17 protein-coding genes and 1 tRNA gene are annotated in these 16268 nt (G+C 35.0%); 10 read left to right on the forward strand and 8 right to left on the reverse strand.

What is annotated here, in order from left to right; genetic code table 11:
- Window positions 1–6: 6 nt before the first annotated feature.
- Window positions 7–261, reverse strand: coding sequence for a DNA-directed RNA polymerase subunit H (locus KN1_RS09010; protein ID WP_221287231.1), 255 nt, complete (start codon window positions 259–261; stop codon window positions 7–9).
- Window positions 262–322: 61 nt separating this feature from the next.
- A complete protein-coding gene (locus KN1_RS09015; RefSeq protein ID WP_225905822.1) occupies window positions 323–1594 on the reverse strand; it encodes an NAD(P)-dependent malic enzyme in 1272 nt (423 codons plus the stop codon).
- A 118-nt stretch (window positions 1595–1712) separates the two neighbouring features.
- Here KN1_RS09015 and infB point away from each other — a divergent pair, with 118 nt between their 5' ends.
- The gene (gene infB / locus KN1_RS09020) at window positions 1713–3518 is read left to right on the forward strand and encodes a translation initiation factor IF-2 (protein ID WP_221290634.1); all 1806 of its coding nucleotides are present in this window, start codon (window positions 1713–1715) and stop codon (window positions 3516–3518) included.
- Here infB and ndk read toward each other — a convergent pair.
- Window positions 3508–3909 (reverse strand): nucleoside-diphosphate kinase, encoded by a 402-nt coding sequence (gene ndk / locus KN1_RS09025; RefSeq protein WP_221290635.1) that lies wholly within the window; start codon window positions 3907–3909, stop codon window positions 3508–3510. The two genes, infB and ndk, sit on opposite strands and share 11 nt — an antisense overlap.
- 17 nt (window positions 3910–3926) lie before the next feature.
- A complete protein-coding gene (locus KN1_RS09030; RefSeq protein WP_221287241.1) occupies window positions 3927–4115 on the reverse strand; it encodes a 50S ribosomal protein L24e in 189 nt (62 codons plus the stop codon).
- Between the two features lie 64 nt (window positions 4116–4179).
- Between KN1_RS09030 and KN1_RS09035 the strand changes: the two genes are divergently transcribed.
- The 6 genes from KN1_RS09035 (at window position 4180) to KN1_RS09060 (ending at window position 8719) form a co-directional block, all read left to right on the forward strand.
- The gene (locus tag KN1_RS09035) at window positions 4180–4431 is read left to right on the forward strand and encodes a 30S ribosomal protein S28e (protein ID WP_221287243.1); all 252 of its coding nucleotides are present in this window, start codon (window positions 4180–4182) and stop codon (window positions 4429–4431) included.
- A gap of 4 nt (window positions 4432–4435) precedes the next feature.
- Window positions 4436–5086: a uracil phosphoribosyltransferase gene (gene upp / locus KN1_RS09040; protein WP_221287246.1), complete on the forward strand. Its 651-nt coding sequence runs from the start codon at window positions 4436–4438 to the stop codon at window positions 5084–5086.
- Window positions 5087–5124: 38 nt separating this feature from the next.
- On the forward strand, window positions 5125–6552 hold the full coding sequence (gene gatB / locus KN1_RS09045; protein ID WP_221287247.1) for an Asp-tRNA(Asn)/Glu-tRNA(Gln) amidotransferase subunit GatB: 1428 nt from the start codon (window positions 5125–5127) through the stop codon (window positions 6550–6552).
- A 68-nt stretch (window positions 6553–6620) separates the two neighbouring features.
- Entirely contained in the window at window positions 6621–7349 is a 729-nt protein-coding gene (locus KN1_RS09050) for a phosphoribosyltransferase family protein (RefSeq protein WP_221287249.1), read from the forward strand.
- A complete protein-coding gene (locus KN1_RS09055; protein WP_221287250.1) occupies window positions 7346–7888 on the forward strand; it encodes an MBL fold metallo-hydrolase in 543 nt (180 codons plus the stop codon). Before KN1_RS09050 ends, KN1_RS09055 begins: the two co-directional genes overlap by 4 nt.
- 177 nt (window positions 7889–8065) lie before the next feature.
- Complete coding sequence (locus KN1_RS09060) at window positions 8066–8719, forward strand: 2,5-diamino-6-(ribosylamino)-4(3H)-pyrimidinone 5'-phosphate reductase (protein WP_221287251.1); 654 nt, start codon at window positions 8066–8068, stop codon at window positions 8717–8719.
- Between the two features lie 34 nt (window positions 8720–8753).
- On the opposite strand, the gene tes is transcribed toward KN1_RS09060, so the two are convergent.
- The 4 genes from tes to purB form a co-directional block, all read right to left on the reverse strand.
- Complete coding sequence (gene tes / locus KN1_RS09065) at window positions 8754–10505, reverse strand: tetraether lipid synthase Tes (RefSeq protein WP_221287252.1); 1752 nt, start codon at window positions 10503–10505, stop codon at window positions 8754–8756.
- Between the two features lie 69 nt (window positions 10506–10574).
- A complete protein-coding gene (locus KN1_RS09070; protein WP_225905637.1) occupies window positions 10575–11525 on the reverse strand; it encodes a thiamine-phosphate kinase in 951 nt (316 codons plus the stop codon).
- A 12-nt stretch (window positions 11526–11537) separates the two neighbouring features.
- Window positions 11538–11636, reverse strand: a tRNA-Thr gene (locus tag KN1_RS09075).
- 32 nt (window positions 11637–11668) lie between these two features.
- On the reverse strand, window positions 11669–13018 hold the full coding sequence (gene purB / locus KN1_RS09080) for an adenylosuccinate lyase (protein ID WP_221287253.1): 1350 nt from the start codon (window positions 13016–13018) through the stop codon (window positions 11669–11671).
- Between the two features lie 46 nt (window positions 13019–13064).
- On the opposite strand from purB, the gene KN1_RS09085 reads away from it, so the two are divergent.
- The 3 genes from KN1_RS09085 (at window position 13065) to KN1_RS09095 (ending at window position 16265) form a co-directional block, all read left to right on the forward strand.
- On the forward strand, window positions 13065–14072 hold the full coding sequence (locus KN1_RS09085; RefSeq protein ID WP_221287254.1) for a formate--phosphoribosylaminoimidazolecarboxamide ligase: 1008 nt from the start codon (window positions 13065–13067) through the stop codon (window positions 14070–14072).
- Entirely contained in the window at window positions 14072–15115 is a 1044-nt protein-coding gene (locus KN1_RS09090) for a formate--phosphoribosylaminoimidazolecarboxamide ligase family protein (protein ID WP_221287255.1), read from the forward strand. The genes KN1_RS09085 and KN1_RS09090 overlap by 1 nt, the downstream gene beginning before the upstream one ends.
- Window positions 15116–15251: 136 nt before the next feature.
- Entirely contained in the window at window positions 15252–16265 is a 1014-nt protein-coding gene (locus KN1_RS09095; RefSeq protein ID WP_221287256.1) for an adenylosuccinate synthetase, read from the forward strand.
- The last annotated feature ends 3 nt before the right edge of the window (window positions 16266–16268 follow it).

Below are 16268 nucleotides of genomic sequence, written 5' to 3' on the forward strand. Positions count from 1 at the left end.
TTTTTATCACCCACTTATCACATATCTATAACTAATACTTTCGCCGGTGAAGGGGCTTTTCCTTGTTATCTTTATTATATCTCCAGGTTTTGCTCCTATAGCCCTAGCTACGGGATCTGAAGCCCTTATCCAAGGTAACTGTTCTGGTTTAACACCGAGATCTTTAAGGATTTTATAAGCCTCTTCTAGGGGTAGTACCTCGTGTTTTGGAACAAGATTGTATTGAAGGGGGTCAACTTTCTTTTTAGATGAAGAACGCATTTTAACTTTCACCACTAAAATTACGTGTATTAACACAATACTAGCTGCTAATTTAAAAAAATTACGTTACTGACATAAGAAGCTTTCTCGATTGTTCTATCATAGTCCTAGCAGATTGGTATAGCTCATCATAAGATAACCTAAATCTTGCTACTCCTTGTTGTATTGCCTTAATACCGACAGCCGCCGCAACTTTAGGATATACCTCCCATTCTGTCATTTTAGGAATAATATAATCTTCATTAGCACCTTTTTGCCTAACGAATGAGGCTAATTCCCTAGATGCCTCTATTACCATTTCATCAGTAATTGTCTTTGCTCTAACATCTAAAGCACCTCTGAATACAGCCGGGAAAATTAAAGAATTATTCACTTGGTTTGGTAGATCACTTCTTCCGGTTGCTACTATTTTAGCTCCAGCCTTTTTAGCCTCTTCTGGCCAAATTTCTGGAGTTGGATTAGCTAGGGCAAAGACTATAGAATCTTTATTCATAGACCTTATCCATTCAGACTTAATAACACCGGGTCCAGGTTTTGATGCAGCAATCAGCACATCAGCACCTTTGAAAGCATCTTCAAGTTTTGCTACTTTATCCTTATTAGTTTTCTCAAGAAGCTCGTACTTCCACGGATTCTCTAGTCTCATTTCTTCTTCATCTTCTCTCCCTTTATATAGAGGACCACGAGAATCTATAACTATCATATTTTCGTACGGAATACCATATTTATTTAATAAGCGTGCAGTGGCAATATTTGCTGCACCTGCTCCATATAATACTACTCTTGTGTTACTCGGTTCTCTTCCAGTAAGCTCTAAGGCTATTATTAAACCTGCTAATGTAGCCCCGGCAGTCCCTTGTTGATCATCATGCCATACTGGGATTTCCAATTTCTCTCTAAGTTTTTCTAGTATATAGAAACACTTTGGCGATTCTATATCTTCTAAGTTAACTCCACCAAATGCAGGTTGAAGAATACTAACAACCTCTATTATCTTGTCAGGGTCTTTAGTACCTACTGTAAGAGGAATAGCGTCTACTCCTCCTAGATATTTGAATAATAACGCTTTACCTTCCATTACGGGCATAGCTGCCTCAGGACCAATATCACCTAAACCTAATACTCTTGTACCATCAGTTACAATAGCAATAGAATTCCACCTATATGTGTATTGAAAAGACAAGTCCTTATTCTTAGCAATTTCTCTTGATACTGCGGCAACGCCAGGAGTATATAAAATTGAAAAATCGTCTAAGGATTTTATAGGTATTTTAGGTAAAATCTGAATTTTTCCTCTATATTTCGATGAAACTTCTATAGCTCGCTTATCCAGTTCACTCAAACGACTAGCCCCATTATCATAATTTTAAAAAGGATTAAATTTTTTCGAGCTATGGTTACCGCTACTTTAATTAGCTAATAGAAGGTTAAACCAATAAAGGTGAGTAAAAATTACTCAACAATTACAAAAGAAATTAAGACAGCCTATAGTAGTAGTCCTTGGACACGTAGACCATGGTAAAACAACTTTACTTGATAAAATAAGAGGAACTGCTGTAGTAAAAAAAGAACCAGGTGAAATGACTCAAGAAGTAGGAGCAAGCTTTGTCCCCACAAGTGTAATAGAAAAATTAGCAGAACCTCTGAAAAAAATATTCCCAATCAAGCTAGAAATACCAGGTCTATTATTTATAGATACACCTGGACATGAACTATTCAGTAACCTCAGAAAAAGAGGCGGTAGCGTAGCCGATATTGCAATTTTAGTGGTAGATATAACGGAAGGATTCCAGAAACAAACTATTGAATCCATAGAAATTTTAAAAAGTAGAAAAGTACCCTTCCTAGTAGCTGCAAATAAAATAGATAAAATACCGGGCTGGAAAGTCCAAAACACATTTTCTTTCCTAGAGAGTTTTTCTAAACAGAGAGAAGATGTAAAAAATTACCTTGATGGATTAGTTTATAATTTAGTGGCACAGTTGGCTGAACAAGGATTTAATTCTGAGAGATTCGATAGAATAAAAGACTTTACCAAGAACGTAGCTATCGTACCAGTCTCAGGCAAAACTGGTGAGGGAATAGCGGAATTATTGGCACTATTAGCAGGACTTACACAAAACTATATGAAAAATAAGCTCAGATTTGCAGAGGGACCAGCAAAAGGTGTGATATTAGAAGTAAAAGAAATTCAAGGTTTAGGTCATACAATAGATGTTATAATTTACGATGGTATTTTGAAGAAGAATGATATTATTGTTCTAGGAGGTATTAACGGACCCATTATTACTAAGGTTCGTTCAATCCTAGTACCTAAGCCGCTTCAAGATATTAAATTAGTTAAAACGGACTTAGTACCGATAGACGAGGTTTATGCAGCAGCTGGAATTAAGATATACGCACCGGATCTAGAATACGCCCTCGCAGGTTCTCCTTTATTTGTAGCTGAAGACGAAAACAAAATTGATGAATATAAGAAGATTATTCAAGAAGAAATATCCAGTGTAAGGTATTATAATGCAAGTATAGCCGGAGTTGTAGTTAAAGCGGATAGTTTAGGAAGTTTAGAAGCTATAATAACAGCACTGCAGCAGAAGAAGATACCTATAAGACTAGCTGATATAGGCCCTATTACTAAGAGGGACATTACAGAAGCCGAGTTAACAAGCCAAGAAGCTAAAGAATATGGACTAATAGCAGCGTTTAGAGTTAAGCCGTTACAAGGTATAGAAATACCTAATAAAATAAAGATAGTCTATGACGAGATAATTTATCAACTAATAGATGATATAGAGAAGTATATTAATGAAGTAAGAGAAAGCGAAAAGCGCAGAACACTGGACTCCTTAATCTTACCAGGGAAGTTTAGAATATTGCCCGGATATGTATTTAGGAGAAGCGATCCAGCAATTGTAGGAGTAGAAGTATTAGGAGGAATTATTAGACCTAAATTCCCATTAATCAAGAAAGACGGTAAAAAAGTAGGAGAGATTCAACAAATTCAAGATAATAAAAAGACAGTAGATAAGGCTACAAAGGGTATGGAAGTTGCTGTATCGATAAAAGGGAACATTATGGTAGGAAGGCAGATAGAAGAAGGTGACATTATTTATACTGACGTCCCAAAAGAAGATCTAGAAATACTTCTCACTAAATACAAAGAATCAGTAACAGATGACATGAAGGAAGTAATTAAAGAAATTATTAATATTAAAAAGGGATCAGATCCAACTTACGGTCTTGGCCTTACACTATAATAAGTTCTTTTTCAGCAAAGAATATACCCATCTCCCTTTTAGCTTTCTCCTCACTATCAGAAGCATGGATTACATTTTCAGACTTAGACAAAGCAAAATCTCCCCTAATGGTGCCTGGAGGTGCATCCTTAGGATCCGTATTCCCTATCATTTTTCTTACCACACTTACAGCCTCATCTCCTTCAATTACCATACAAACTACCGGACCAGAAGTAATATAATTGATTAGCTCTTCATAAAACGATTTACCTCTATGTTCTTCATACAGCCTTTCAGCTGTCGCCCTATCCATGTGAATCAACTTCATTGCTACGATATTAAATCCTCTTTTCTCAAATCTGGATATTATCTCACCTATAAGCCTCCTTTTCACGCCGTCCGGCTTAATCATTACAAACGTCCTTTGTTTCACTTAGTCCCACCCATATAAGCTTTTGTCCATTTTAGTTTTTTAGGATCTCTATGCAACTTTAACATAGATTTCTTGCATTTATTAGAACAGAACCATAATATTGAACCATCGTTTTTAACGTACATTAGCCCAGTCCCTGGCAAGATATCTTTGCCACAGAAATTACACTGCCTTATTGAAACCATGAATGATAATACACATAGTGAAGTATTTAAGTGAATTGGTATTGTGATCATTTGGGTAATAGGATTGAGCGAAAAAGCAAAGCAATCAACTCAATCGCCAATAATAGAAGAATTCGGTTTTCCAGCCGAGGTAATCCAGATTCTAGATAGAACTGGAGTAACAGGTGAAGTAACTCAAGTTAGAGTAAGGGTTTTAGAAGGTAGAGATAAGGGAAGAATTTTAACCAGAAACGTTAAGGGACCAGTAAGGTTAGGCGATATTTTGATACTTAGAGAAACTGAAAGAGAAGCCAGAAAATTGAGCAGTAAGAGGTAAACGTATGCCATTGTTTTTATTATCCAAGCCAGTTACTCTTCATTTTTTAACTCAACTACGTGATAAAAATACTAATCAAATTACTTTTAGAAAAACTCTAGTAAGACTCGGACGTATTATAGGATATGAACTACTAAACACTTTAGATTATGAAACTGTTGAAGTAGAAACGCCTTTAGGTACAAAAGCCAAAGGAATTAAAATTTATGATCTAGAAAATATTGTTATAATAAACGTTTTGCGAGCTGCAACACCTTTAGTGGAAGGTCTTCTAAAAGCCTTACCTACAGCTAGGTTAGGGGTAGTTGCAGCGAGTAGAAAAGAAAAAGAGGTAAAAGAGGAATTTCCTGAGGAAATGGAAATAGAAATTTTTTACTCTAAAATTCCAGATATTACTTCCAGAGACAACGTGATTATAGCTGATCCTATGATAGCGACCGCAAGTACAATGAGAAAAATAATAAATATTATAAAATCTTATAATCCGAAGAGAATATATATAGTTTCCATCATAACTTCTGATTATGGTGCAAAGAAATTATTATCTGAATTTCCTAATATATACTTATTTACTATATCAATAGATCCTGAGTTAGATAATAGGGGTTACATAATACCAGGTTTAGGAGATGCTGGAGATAGAGCTTTTGGTTAAGATAAAGTATAAATGGAGATTTTAATAACGTATTAGCTATGGTAAAAATAGGCTTAGAAGTTCACGTTCATCTAACAGCATTAAAAACTAAACTATTTTGCTCTTGCCCTACAGATTACACAGATAAGGAACCAAACACTATTATATGCCCAGTATGTTTAGGACTGCCTGGTTCTATTCCAGTAATTAATGAAAATGCACTCAAGTATGCTATAATGGTAGCTATAGCGCTTAATGGCGAAGTTGCCGATAGGTTAGCAATGGTAAGAAAACACTACTTCTATCCAGATATGGCAAAAAATTATCAGATATCACAATACGATGGACCAGGTAGTATAGCAATAAGTAAGGGAGGGTTTGTAAAACTAAGAGATGGTAAAATTATAAGAATAAGGAGAATAAACATAGAGGAAGATCCGGCAAAAATAGTCTATCCTACTGGATCAATGTTAACTAGCAAATACACACTATTAGATTATAATAGATCAGGCATGGCTTTACTAGAGATTGTTACCGAGCCTGATATGACGGAACCTAAAGAAGCTAGAGAATTTCTTGAAAAACTACGATCTATCTTAGAACACTTGGGCGTTTGCAATTGTGATCTAGAAGGTGCTATGAGAGCTGACGCTAATGTATCGGTAGAAGGAGGAGAAAGAGTAGAAGTAAAGAATATAGGCTCTCCTAGGGAAGTTGAAGAAGCCATTAAATATGAGATAGCTAGGCAAAGAGCTGCAATAAGCCAAGGACTAAAAGTAGAAAGAGAGACAAGGCATTGGGATGAACAGAGAAAAGTTACGGTACCTACTAGAACTAAGGAACAAGAAGAAGATTACAGGTATTTCCCTGACCCTGATTTACCTCCCTATTTTATAAATAAAGAACTGATAGAAGAAATAAGAAAGACTTTACCTGAACTACCTGATATTAGAATTCAAAGACTTGTAAAACAATATGGAATAACGGAGTATGACGCTACAGTGCTAGTAATAGATAAAGCATTAGCAGATCTGTTTGAAGAAACAGCTAAAAATTATACAAATTATAAAAAACTCGTAAATTTACTAATTAATGATTATCTTAGATGGCTTAACGATAAGAATTTAAGGCCCTCTCAATCTAGGGCTACTCCATTACATTTAGCAGAATTACTTAAGATGCTTGATGACGGTACAATCACTATAAAAATAGCAAAGGAGATCTTGCCAGAAGTCGTTTTACAAGGGAAATTACCAAGTCAGATTATTAAAGAAAGAGGGTTAACTGCTGTTAGGGATCAAGAGTTTCTGATCCAAGTAATAAAAGAGGTGATAAAAGAAGAACCAGAGGCAGTTGAAAAAGCTAAGAAAGATCCTAAGGTCGTTAACTATTTAGTAGGTAAAGTAATGAAGAAAACTGGAAAAAGAGCCGATCCTCAACTTACTAATGAATTGATAAGAAAACTCATCCTAGAGAAATCAGAATAATCACGGCGTGGGTTTATCGTCACCTTTCAGTTCTTAAGACCCCGATCATCCAAATAGTATAAAATAGGGTGGTGATATTTATTTCCGCCTATTCGAAAGATAAAGAATTAAGAATCAGGCTTTTAGCAGTAGATTTACTAAAAGAACTTAAGAACTCTTATACTTATAAAGAATTATCTAAGCTACTTAACATTCAAGAAAGTTTACTGTGCAGATACGTCAACGGAAATACTATTCCAAGTGAAGTCCATTCAAAAGAAATACTTGATAAAATTAGAAATGAAGAATTCCTAATAAAGTTCTTTTACAACAAAATATCGTTTCGCGAAGACGGTTACATTGATACGTCTTCACTCTTGTTTTATCCTAATATGTTAAAAATGTTAATAGAAATATATTATCAAAAATACTTAGGAAGAAAAGAAATAAGTAAAATAGCAACTATTGCCGTTAACGGAATACCTTTTGCTACCCTAACAGCGGAAGCGTTAGCCAAGCCATTAATAATAATGAAAAAACATAAAGATTCAATACACCTAGAATATCTTGACGAAAATCTTAAAGAGTCGGAAGGGATAGTAACATCTATTTATTTAAGGAAAGATTATATAAATAGAGATGATAAAGTATTACTAATAGACGACGTAATAAGAACCGGCACGACAATTCACGTTGCGTATAAATTACTTAGTAAAGGCGGTGCCGATGTAGTAGGGGCTATTACAATAGCTGCTGTAGGTAAAGAATGGATCAAACACGCTAACACTATAAATATCTACCCTATTTTTAGGCTATGATAAGCAAACTCTTATCTAACACATATGTCATAAGGGGAAATTTTCTAGTTTATCTGATAGAGATTGATGATGGGTTAGTCGTTATCGACGCTAGTGATGGGTCTGATTTATCTATAGTCATAGATGGTATATATGAAATATCTGAAAAAATTTCAAAAAAACCCAAGTTATTAATACTAACTAGTTATTTGCGAGAAGTTGCAGGTGGTGCAAATTTTTTATCTCGATTTTTCTCAATACCCGTAATTTCAAGTAAAGAAATAGCACCAGTATTAAGAAAAGGTGGAAATCCAGAGAATTCTTATGAACCAATAAATATTAGTATAGAAGTAAAGAATAAAAGTAAAGTGTTTTTAAATGATATCCTAGACTTAAATTGCTCAAGTTTAATAGAGATTATAAAGTCTAATACACCGGTTATAGGTTCTATTTTTATAAAGTATAATTCTTTATTATTTACAGGCAGTAGCGGGGTCAGTGGACTAAAAAACAAGATCAGTTATATATGTAATGCATATAACTTTGAAAAAGTGAGTTAAAATGGTATTTGAAGATAAGTGTGATAATTGTGGCAGATTTCTCCAAATAAGATATTGTAGCATCAGAAAAATAAACGTGTGTGTAGATTGTTGCTTAGTTTGCAATCAAAGGTCTGCATGTAAAATTAGAGTTTGGGCGTATAATTTATTACCTAAGAAACAGTCCGTGAGGCTTACATGAAGAATAGACCTTATATAATAATCTTTGCTACAATTACTATCGATGGAAGATTAGCTTCAAAAGATAAGTTTAGCCAGCTAAGTTGTCCTTCTGATAAGAGGAGGCAACACATACTAAGGAGTGAGGTTGATGCAATACTAGTAGGAGCAGAGACTGTAAGAGTAGATAACCCTAAGTTAACAGTGAAATATGCTAAAGGAAAAAACCCAATTAGAGTAATTATCTCAAAAAGCTTAAACCTCAATCTTGATAGCAATTTATTTAACGTACCGCCTCCTACGATAATTTATACGTCCAGAAGTAATTTGAAAGAACCTGAAAAGAAAAAGGTGATAGACGCTATAAATACTAGGGGAGTAGAAATCAGGTACTTAGATGAACTATTAATGTGCAACATTATGACAGATATCTATCTTAATAAAGGGGTAAAGAAAATTATGGTGGAAGGGGGAGGCACTACAATTTGGAACCTTATAAAGGAAAGCTGCTACGATGAAATTAGAGTTACAATTTCTCCTAGAATTTTTGGTAATGGGATCTCTTTTGCTAATGGAGAAGGGTTTATGGGAATAGACGCGCCTAAATTAAAATTAATAGACGCAAAATTGTGTGAATGTGGAGAAGAAGTCCATTTAATTTATAAAAAATAAAATAATTTATAAAAAATAAAAAGTAGTTAAAAAATTATTGTGCCATAAACGGCCTATATGTTACTTTATAAATTTCTCCTTCTTCTAATCTACTCGCTATTCTTCTATATTTCATCTTATCTCCTATACTATCTTCCCCATGCACTTTTTTCCATTCTTCTATAGGTATTTGGTATTCCTTAAGCACCTTATCCCTATATAAATCATTTAGCACGTTATATGTACAGAAGGGTATTACCCTCCCGTCCGGTGTCGTATAATGAATATCACATCTCATTACTCTTTCTACGTCATAATTATAAAGATCCATAAAGTGCATTGTACCTAAGAATAGGGTTCTATAATGCCATTCGCCTAGCGCTTCGTAATTATGATTAACTATGACATTACGTAACATTGCATATACATCAAAATCTTTAGGTCCTTTTTCTTTGTCTATGAATTTCCTTAAGTTGTAGAGTAGTTTCACTCCAATCCATACTTTGTTACCTCCTTCTTTTAGTTCCTCAGTTTTTTCTCTTAGGTATTCTAATAGTCCCTCTAAATCTATAAACTTAGATAATGGAATGAAATGAGGCTCACCATTCCTCCATTCTACAAATACGTAAGATCCTGCACCGCAACTAGGATGATTAGCCATCTCAAACTGCTCCTTTCCAGTTAAGGCTTCAATTAATTTAGAAAAGACTACCGATGTTCCAATTGGATACCAACTATCTCTAGTTATTTCACCGTCAGTCTGTTCTTCTATAGCTTTCAGTACCTCGGGTATTGTAATCCTAAACTTATTTCTCATATTACGCTTCATCATACCAGTTAGGCTAACGGGCTGGAAATTAACTGCCCTAACTACATCCATGTTGTAAGCTGCAAACTTTACAATATTACCTAAATCTTGATCATTAACCGTTTTAATAACTGTAGGTACTAATACCACGCTAGTCATACCAGATTTTCTGAATACCTCTAACGTATAGGGGACTTCCCAATGGTTCTTAGTATTAGTTCTCCTATTTACGCCGTCAAAGCTCATATAAATTGTGTTTACACCAGCCTCTCTTAATTCACGTGCGTACTTGATTGCGTATTCAGGATCTTCAAGGTACATCTTTGCAAAGGTGCCGCCCCATGTATTTAACTGAATATGCTTTACACCATTTTCTCTCATTATCCTCACAATTTCTATAAGATCTTCGCGTAATGTTGGTTCCCCTCCGGTTATCTGGATAACTAAAGTTACGTCTTGCCTCTTTAATTGATCTACCATGAACTTTATCTGTTCTCTACTGGGTTCATAGACATAGCCTGCTTTTTCGGCAAAGAAGAAACAATACCAACATGATAAATCACACCTATTAGTAATTACCATGTTTACTAATGCGGAGTGTTGATGATGCATCGGACATAGTCCACAGTTAAATGGACATGGAGACTTTAAATCAACATAAGGAACCTTAGGGCCCTTACCTTCATACTCCCAATAATCAAACTTATAATATAGATTAACATCCCCGTAATATAGGTCCTCGAATTCTCCGTGATCTGGGCACATTTTTCTTATATATAATTTATCCTCTTTCTCAAATATAACAGCAGGTAGTAGCCTATAACATGCAGGACACAAAGAGCTTGTTACTCTTACCAATTTTTCATTTTCTGCAAGTTTAGGTAACGGACCTCCAATTTTAATTTCTCTATCTCCGAATTTTACTACTCCGCTCTCAAACTTTGAGGGAGCAGGCAACAGTCTAAATCTTTCCTCACTTTTTTGAACCGTTTCTGTCATATTTTATCTTCATAAAGCATATAACTCACCTATTTATAAGCTCTTTCACCTTTATATCCGAGTATTTGGTTAAAACCAGCCTATAAAATTATCCCATCCCGTTTTCTCTACTATTCTACCTTTATAAAATAGATATTTTTTATTATTAGTAGACAAACCATCTTGTTTCACTACTTTACCTATGATCATAGGGTTTAAGCCAAACCTCTTCATCTCATTAGCTATCTCATTAGCTTTATCTTTACTAACAACTAGTAATGTTTCAAATTCTTCTCCTGAATACTTTAAGAGTTGATTATCGTCCACACTATTACGAGCAGCTATATATTCCACTTCATCATCAAAAGGAAGAATATCCAGCTCGATAGATACATTCTTCCTCTCTATAATATTATATAGTGAAATAACAAGACCGTCACTAATATCTGTAGAATAAGATATATCACTACAGTATTTATTGATAATTTTTACTATGTTTTTATTGACTATTGGATGTCGAATTTTATTGAGAAATTTATTGGATAATGTAATATTCCATGAATGTAAATAAGATATAAACACAATCGATGTATAACCTATAGGATTAGAAATGATTATGTAATCTTGACTAGAAATTTTCCTACTAAAATCGCAAGAAACTTTCCCTATTCCTACTACGTCAACCCATCCGCTTCCATCGCTAGAATTTAGGTCACCACCTACATATTTACCCCCATAATATTTTATCGCGTCCGATATACCTTCAATTAATTCTTCTAATTCATTTATTTTCACTTTAGGTATCCCTATTGAAGCTAAAAATATATCTGGAATGCCGCCTTTAGCTATTATATCACTTACAGTTGAAGTTACCGCCTTCCAACCTAGATCATAACTACGCATGAAAGGAAAACTGTACGATAACTGAAAACCGTCTATCTTATAAATAGACTTGCCATCTATATATACATCATCCATAACAGAATAGGAAGATGTGTACTTAGATAAGATCTTATTTATAAAATCATGTTCGGAGTCCAACTATAATCACCGAGCCGCCGCGGGGACTTGAACCCCGGACCACCGGCTGTACCGGGTCCTTACCAATTTGCCTTACGAGGCCGGCGCTCTACCAGTCTGAGCTACGGCGGCAATATATGTATTTGTGCGTTAGCTTATAAAATTTAAACACATGATGAAATCACTTTAGTAACATAGTCTTTAGTCCTTTCTATTAGTTGGCTATAAGATCCCAAATATTTTCCAGGATTCAATATATCTTTTAATTCTTCAGTGTTGAAATATTGTTTGACGATATTATTCTCAACTGCCATGTCATAGAAAGCCTTATTTTTAGCCTCAGCTTCTCTAGCTATAGCCATCGATAGTTCATGAGCTTTATGCCTTGGCATGCCCTTTAAAGTTAGGTTTACCATAAGGCTCTCAGCCATTATTAATCCTCTAGTTAAATTCAAGTTTTTTTCCATATTTTCAGGGAATATTTTTAGAGTTTTTAGTAACCTTATAGTACTATCTAACATTTCGTCTATTGTTAGCAACGAGTGAGAAATAACTATTCGTTCAGAAGAACTATTAGTCAAATCCCTCTCATGCCATAAAGGAATATTTTCAAGCTCGGTTATAACGAATCCCCTAAGTACCTTAGCTAAACCGCTAATTTTTTCTGCTGTTACTGGGTTTTCTTTATGGGGCATAGTACTACTCCCTACTCTTTCTACTGCTTCTCCTTCAGCAAGTTCTAAAATTTCTGGTCTCATTAACTCGCGAATTTCTAAGGCTAATCTGTCAAGCTGTGAACCTAATATAGCTAAATCCGACACTAACTCGGCAAATCCATCCCTAGGAGCTACCTGAGTAGAAATAACGTGGGGTGGAATATTTAACTTTTCAGATGTATATTTCTCGATCTCTAGCCCTTTATCTTGCCATGCTGCCATAGTACCCACAGCACCTGCCATCTTTATTCTTACCAACCTCTTTTCTAATTCACACAATCTTTCATATGACCTAGAAAATTCATATGCATAATTAGCTAATTTAAAGCCTAAAGTAATAGGGAGTGCGTGTTGCCCATGGGTTCTACCTATCATGACTAAATCCTTATAATTTAATGAATAACTTATTAACAATTCTAGTATAGTTTTCAGTTTTTGCTTTGTCAGTTTCAGTGCTTTAGAGAAAAGTATAGCGTATGCAGTATCAATAATGTCATAACTGGTAGCACCATAATGTATATATTTAGCCCCTGAGAGCTCGGCTAGATGAACAGTTAGTGCCATTACGTCGTGACCCAGTTTTTTCTCTAATTCATTAACTTGTTCCACGTCTATCTTATCTATTATTTGTTCTACTTTTTTAGCTTCATTTTCAGTACAGATCCCTACCTTGGCTAATCCATACAGTAGGGCTACCTCTACTTCTGCCATCGTTCTTAATATGTTTTTTCTCGAAAATAATTCTCTCATTTCTCTACTTCCATATCTCCATTCAAAGACACATATTTCATTACTCATGATTTAAGAAGAAATTTATTACCGTATTAAGCCTTCGTATATTGAAATGGACACAATTTTAACAATTGGGAGCCATTCTTCATTACAGATTCTCCACGGGGCTAAGAAAGAAGGGTTTAAGTCAATACAAATTACACCAGAAAACAGAGTTAAATTTTATTCACAGTTCCCCTTTATTGATAAGGTAATTGGTTATAACAATGAAGATGAAGCAGTTAATTTAATTAATAATTACGTAGAAAATGGTATCCTTATACCTCACGGTAGCCTGGTGGAGTATATAGGGAGTGAAAGGGTAAAGAAAATTAAGACAAAAATCTTTGGGAATAGGAACTTGTTTGAATGGGAAGCTAACCAAAAAAAGAAAATGAGCTTACTAAAAATGTCTAACATTCCTACACCTATGGATTTTGAGAATCCAGAGGACGTAGATCGAATGGTTATCGTTAAGCTACCTGGTGCAAAAGGAGGAAAAGGTTATTTTATAGCAAGAAATAAGGCCGAAGTTAAAGAAGGATTAAAGAAATTAGTATCTACTAAGATAATTGACAACGAGGAAGACGTAATAATACAAGAATATGTCATAGGAGTTCCTATGTATTTCCAATTTTTCTATAGCCCGATAATGGACAGACTCGAGATAACTGGAATTGATATAAGATACGAAACTAACGTTGATGGACTAAAGCGTATTCCATTTACCGATCTCGAAGTCGAACCAACTTTTGTCGTAGTGGGAAATTTACCAGCAGTAGCGAGAGAGAGCCTACTGCCTAAAGTATTTGATTACGCTATGTCTTTCGTAAATACCGTCAAGGAGAAAGTCCCACCAGGGATGATTGGGCCCTTTTGTTTAGAGTCAGTAGTTAAAGATAGTGGCGAAATCTCCGTTTTCGAGTTCTCGGGGAGAATAGTCGCCGGAACAAATCTATATATATATGGTAGCCCTTATAGTTGGCTCTATTGGGATGAACCAATGAGCGTAGGACGTAGAATAAGTAGAGAGATCAAAATTGCTATTAATGAAGGGAAATTAAACGAGGTGCTAACGTAATGAAAATAGCGGCACTAGCAAGTCATTCGGCATTAGACGTATTTGACGGAGCTAAAGACGAAGGGTTTGAAACGATCGCGTTATGTAAAAAAGGGAGAGAAAGACCTTACAAGGAATTTAAAAGAATAGTAGATAAGTGCATAATACTTGATGATTTTAAGGAAATAGCCTCAGATAAAATTGATTCAATGCTTACTAATGAAAACGCGATTATCGTTCCTAATAGAAGTTTAGCTGTTTACGTAGGGTATGATAATCTAGAAAACATGAAGACTAAATTTTTTGGAAATAGAAAAATGCTGAGGTGGGAGGAAAGAAGTGGAGAAAAGAATTATTATAAATTGCTAGACGAGGCTAAGATTAAAAGACCTGGAATTTTAAGACCCGATAACATAGATAGGCCCGTACTGGTCAAACTACCAGAAGCTAAAAGACGTGTAGAAAGAGGATTTTTCATAGCTGTAAACCAAGAGGATTTTGATAATAAAATCCTAGAATTAAGAAAAAGAGGGATAATAGACGATGAAAGCATTAAGTCAATGATTATTGAAGAGTACGTGCTTGGAGCTCATTTTAATATTAACTATTTCTATTCGCCTATTTATAATAGAGTAGAACTCCTTAGCATAGATCGTAGGATTCAGAGCGACTGGGACTCGTTCTACCGTCTGCCAGCAGATATACAGATTAAGTTAAATAAGTTACCACGCTTTATAGAAGTAGGTCATGAGCCAGCTACTATTAGAGAGAGTTTACTAGAAAAGATCTTCGAAATAGGCTACTCTTTCGTGGGAGCGTCAGAGAAATTAGAACCGCCCGGTATTATAGGGCCTTTTACATTACAGCTAATGGTTACTCCAGAACTAGATTTAGTGGTATTTGATGTAGCCCCAAGGATTGGTGGAGGGACTAACGCACATATGGGCATAGGAAGTCAATATTCTAAATTATATTTTGGTAAACCATTAAGCTTGGGTAGAAGAATAGCTCTTGAGATAAAAGAGGCTACTACAAAGAACCTCCTTGGTTTAATTACCACATAACATAAGCTTATTTTATAATTATAGATTCACGCTATACTTATTTTTAAACTCGATGATTAGGGACAGAATTATAATTATAGATATACGTGGGAAATATTTAAATATTATATAACGACATTTATCAAAACGGTGTTTAATGTTAACTATTCTGGTAGGAGGATTTTTTGGGGATGAAGGAAAAGGGAAGATCTGTGCATATTTAGGTTTAAAGGATTCACCGCAATTAGCTGTTAGAACTGGATCAATAAATGCGGGCCATACTGTAACATATATGGGGAAGCAATGGAAAGTTAGGATTATCCCATCTGCATTTGTAAACAAATCTACTAAACTTGCGCTAGCACCAGGTGCCCTTACCTCAGTTGACCTCCTTTTAAATGAAGCTAAAGAGACCGAAAGTCTAGAAAGGCTCTTAATAGATGAACACGTAGGTATTATTACACAAAACGAAATAGAGGACGAAAGAAAGGATGAATATTTGATGAAGGTAATAGGAAGCACCGGACAAGGTGTCGGATATGCTGAAGCAAAAAGAATTCTAAGGAAATTAAGACTAGCTAAAGACTTTATAGAACTAAGACCTTATCTAAGTCGAATTCCTGATCTGGTTCTAGATAAACTCGAGAAAGATGAAACTGTTCTAGTAGAGGGGACTCAAGGCCATTATCTAAGTTTATATCACGGTGAATACCCTTACGTTACTAGTAGGAATACTACATCTTCTGGAGTTTTAAGTGAGTTAGGAATAGGTCCTAAATATGTAGACGATATATTAATTGTATTTAAGTCATACGTAACAAGAGTAGGAGAGGGTCCATTAGAGGGAGAAATAACATGGGAAGAAGCTGAAAAAATGGGTATTTCTGAGACTGCTACTGTAACTGGGAGAAAGAGGAGAAGTGCACCTTTTAATGTTAAATTAGCAAAAGAAGCTATAAGGATCAGCTCTGCGACACAAGTTGCTATAACTAAAATTGATGCATTATTTAAAGGAGCTAAAGGAGTTCGTGAGTATGAAAAATTACCTAGAGAAGCAAAGAATTGGATTGATCAAATAGAGGCGGAGTTAAAAACACCTGTAACTCTGATTGGGACGGGTGAAGATGCTCTAGATACTATAGATATGAGAAATGAAAAGATAGGTAGGTGAACG

This window comes from Stygiolobus caldivivus (assembly GCF_019704315.1).
Taxonomy (GTDB): domain Archaea; phylum Thermoproteota; class Thermoprotei_A; order Sulfolobales; family Sulfolobaceae; genus Stygiolobus; species Stygiolobus caldivivus.

What these genes read in the sequence shown, in the direction of transcription:
- KN1_RS09090 (WP_221287255.1), top strand. Translation starts at nt 14,072, where the DNA reads ATGAAAATAGCGGCACTAGCAAGTCATTCGGCATTAGACGTATTTGAC.
- gatB (WP_221287247.1), top strand. Translation starts at nt 5,125, where the DNA reads ATGGTAAAAATAGGCTTAGAAGTTCACGTTCATCTAACAGCATTAAAA.
- KN1_RS09010 (WP_221287231.1), bottom strand. Translation starts at nt 261, where the DNA reads ATGCGTTCTTCATCTAAAAAGAAAGTTGACCCCCTTCAATACAATCTT.
- purB (WP_221287253.1), bottom strand. Translation starts at nt 13,018, where the DNA reads ATGAGTAATGAAATATGTGTCTTTGAATGGAGATATGGAAGTAGAGAA.
- KN1_RS09085 (WP_221287254.1), top strand. Translation starts at nt 13,065, where the DNA reads ATGGACACAATTTTAACAATTGGGAGCCATTCTTCATTACAGATTCTC.
- tes (WP_221287252.1), bottom strand. Translation starts at nt 10,505, where the DNA reads ATGACAGAAACGGTTCAAAAAAGTGAGGAAAGATTTAGACTGTTGCCT.
- ndk (WP_221290635.1), bottom strand. Translation starts at nt 3,909, where the DNA reads ATGATTAAGCCGGACGGCGTGAAAAGGAGGCTTATAGGTGAGATAATA.
- KN1_RS09060 (WP_221287251.1), top strand. Translation starts at nt 8,066, where the DNA reads ATGAAGAATAGACCTTATATAATAATCTTTGCTACAATTACTATCGAT.
- KN1_RS09055 (WP_221287250.1), top strand. Translation starts at nt 7,346, where the DNA reads ATGATAAGCAAACTCTTATCTAACACATATGTCATAAGGGGAAATTTT.
- KN1_RS09030 (WP_221287241.1), bottom strand. Translation starts at nt 4,115, where the DNA reads ATGGTTTCAATAAGGCAGTGTAATTTCTGTGGCAAAGATATCTTGCCA.
- upp (WP_221287246.1), top strand. Translation starts at nt 4,436, where the DNA reads ATGCCATTGTTTTTATTATCCAAGCCAGTTACTCTTCATTTTTTAACT.
- KN1_RS09095 (WP_221287256.1), top strand. Translation starts at nt 15,252, where the DNA reads ATGTTAACTATTCTGGTAGGAGGATTTTTTGGGGATGAAGGAAAAGGG.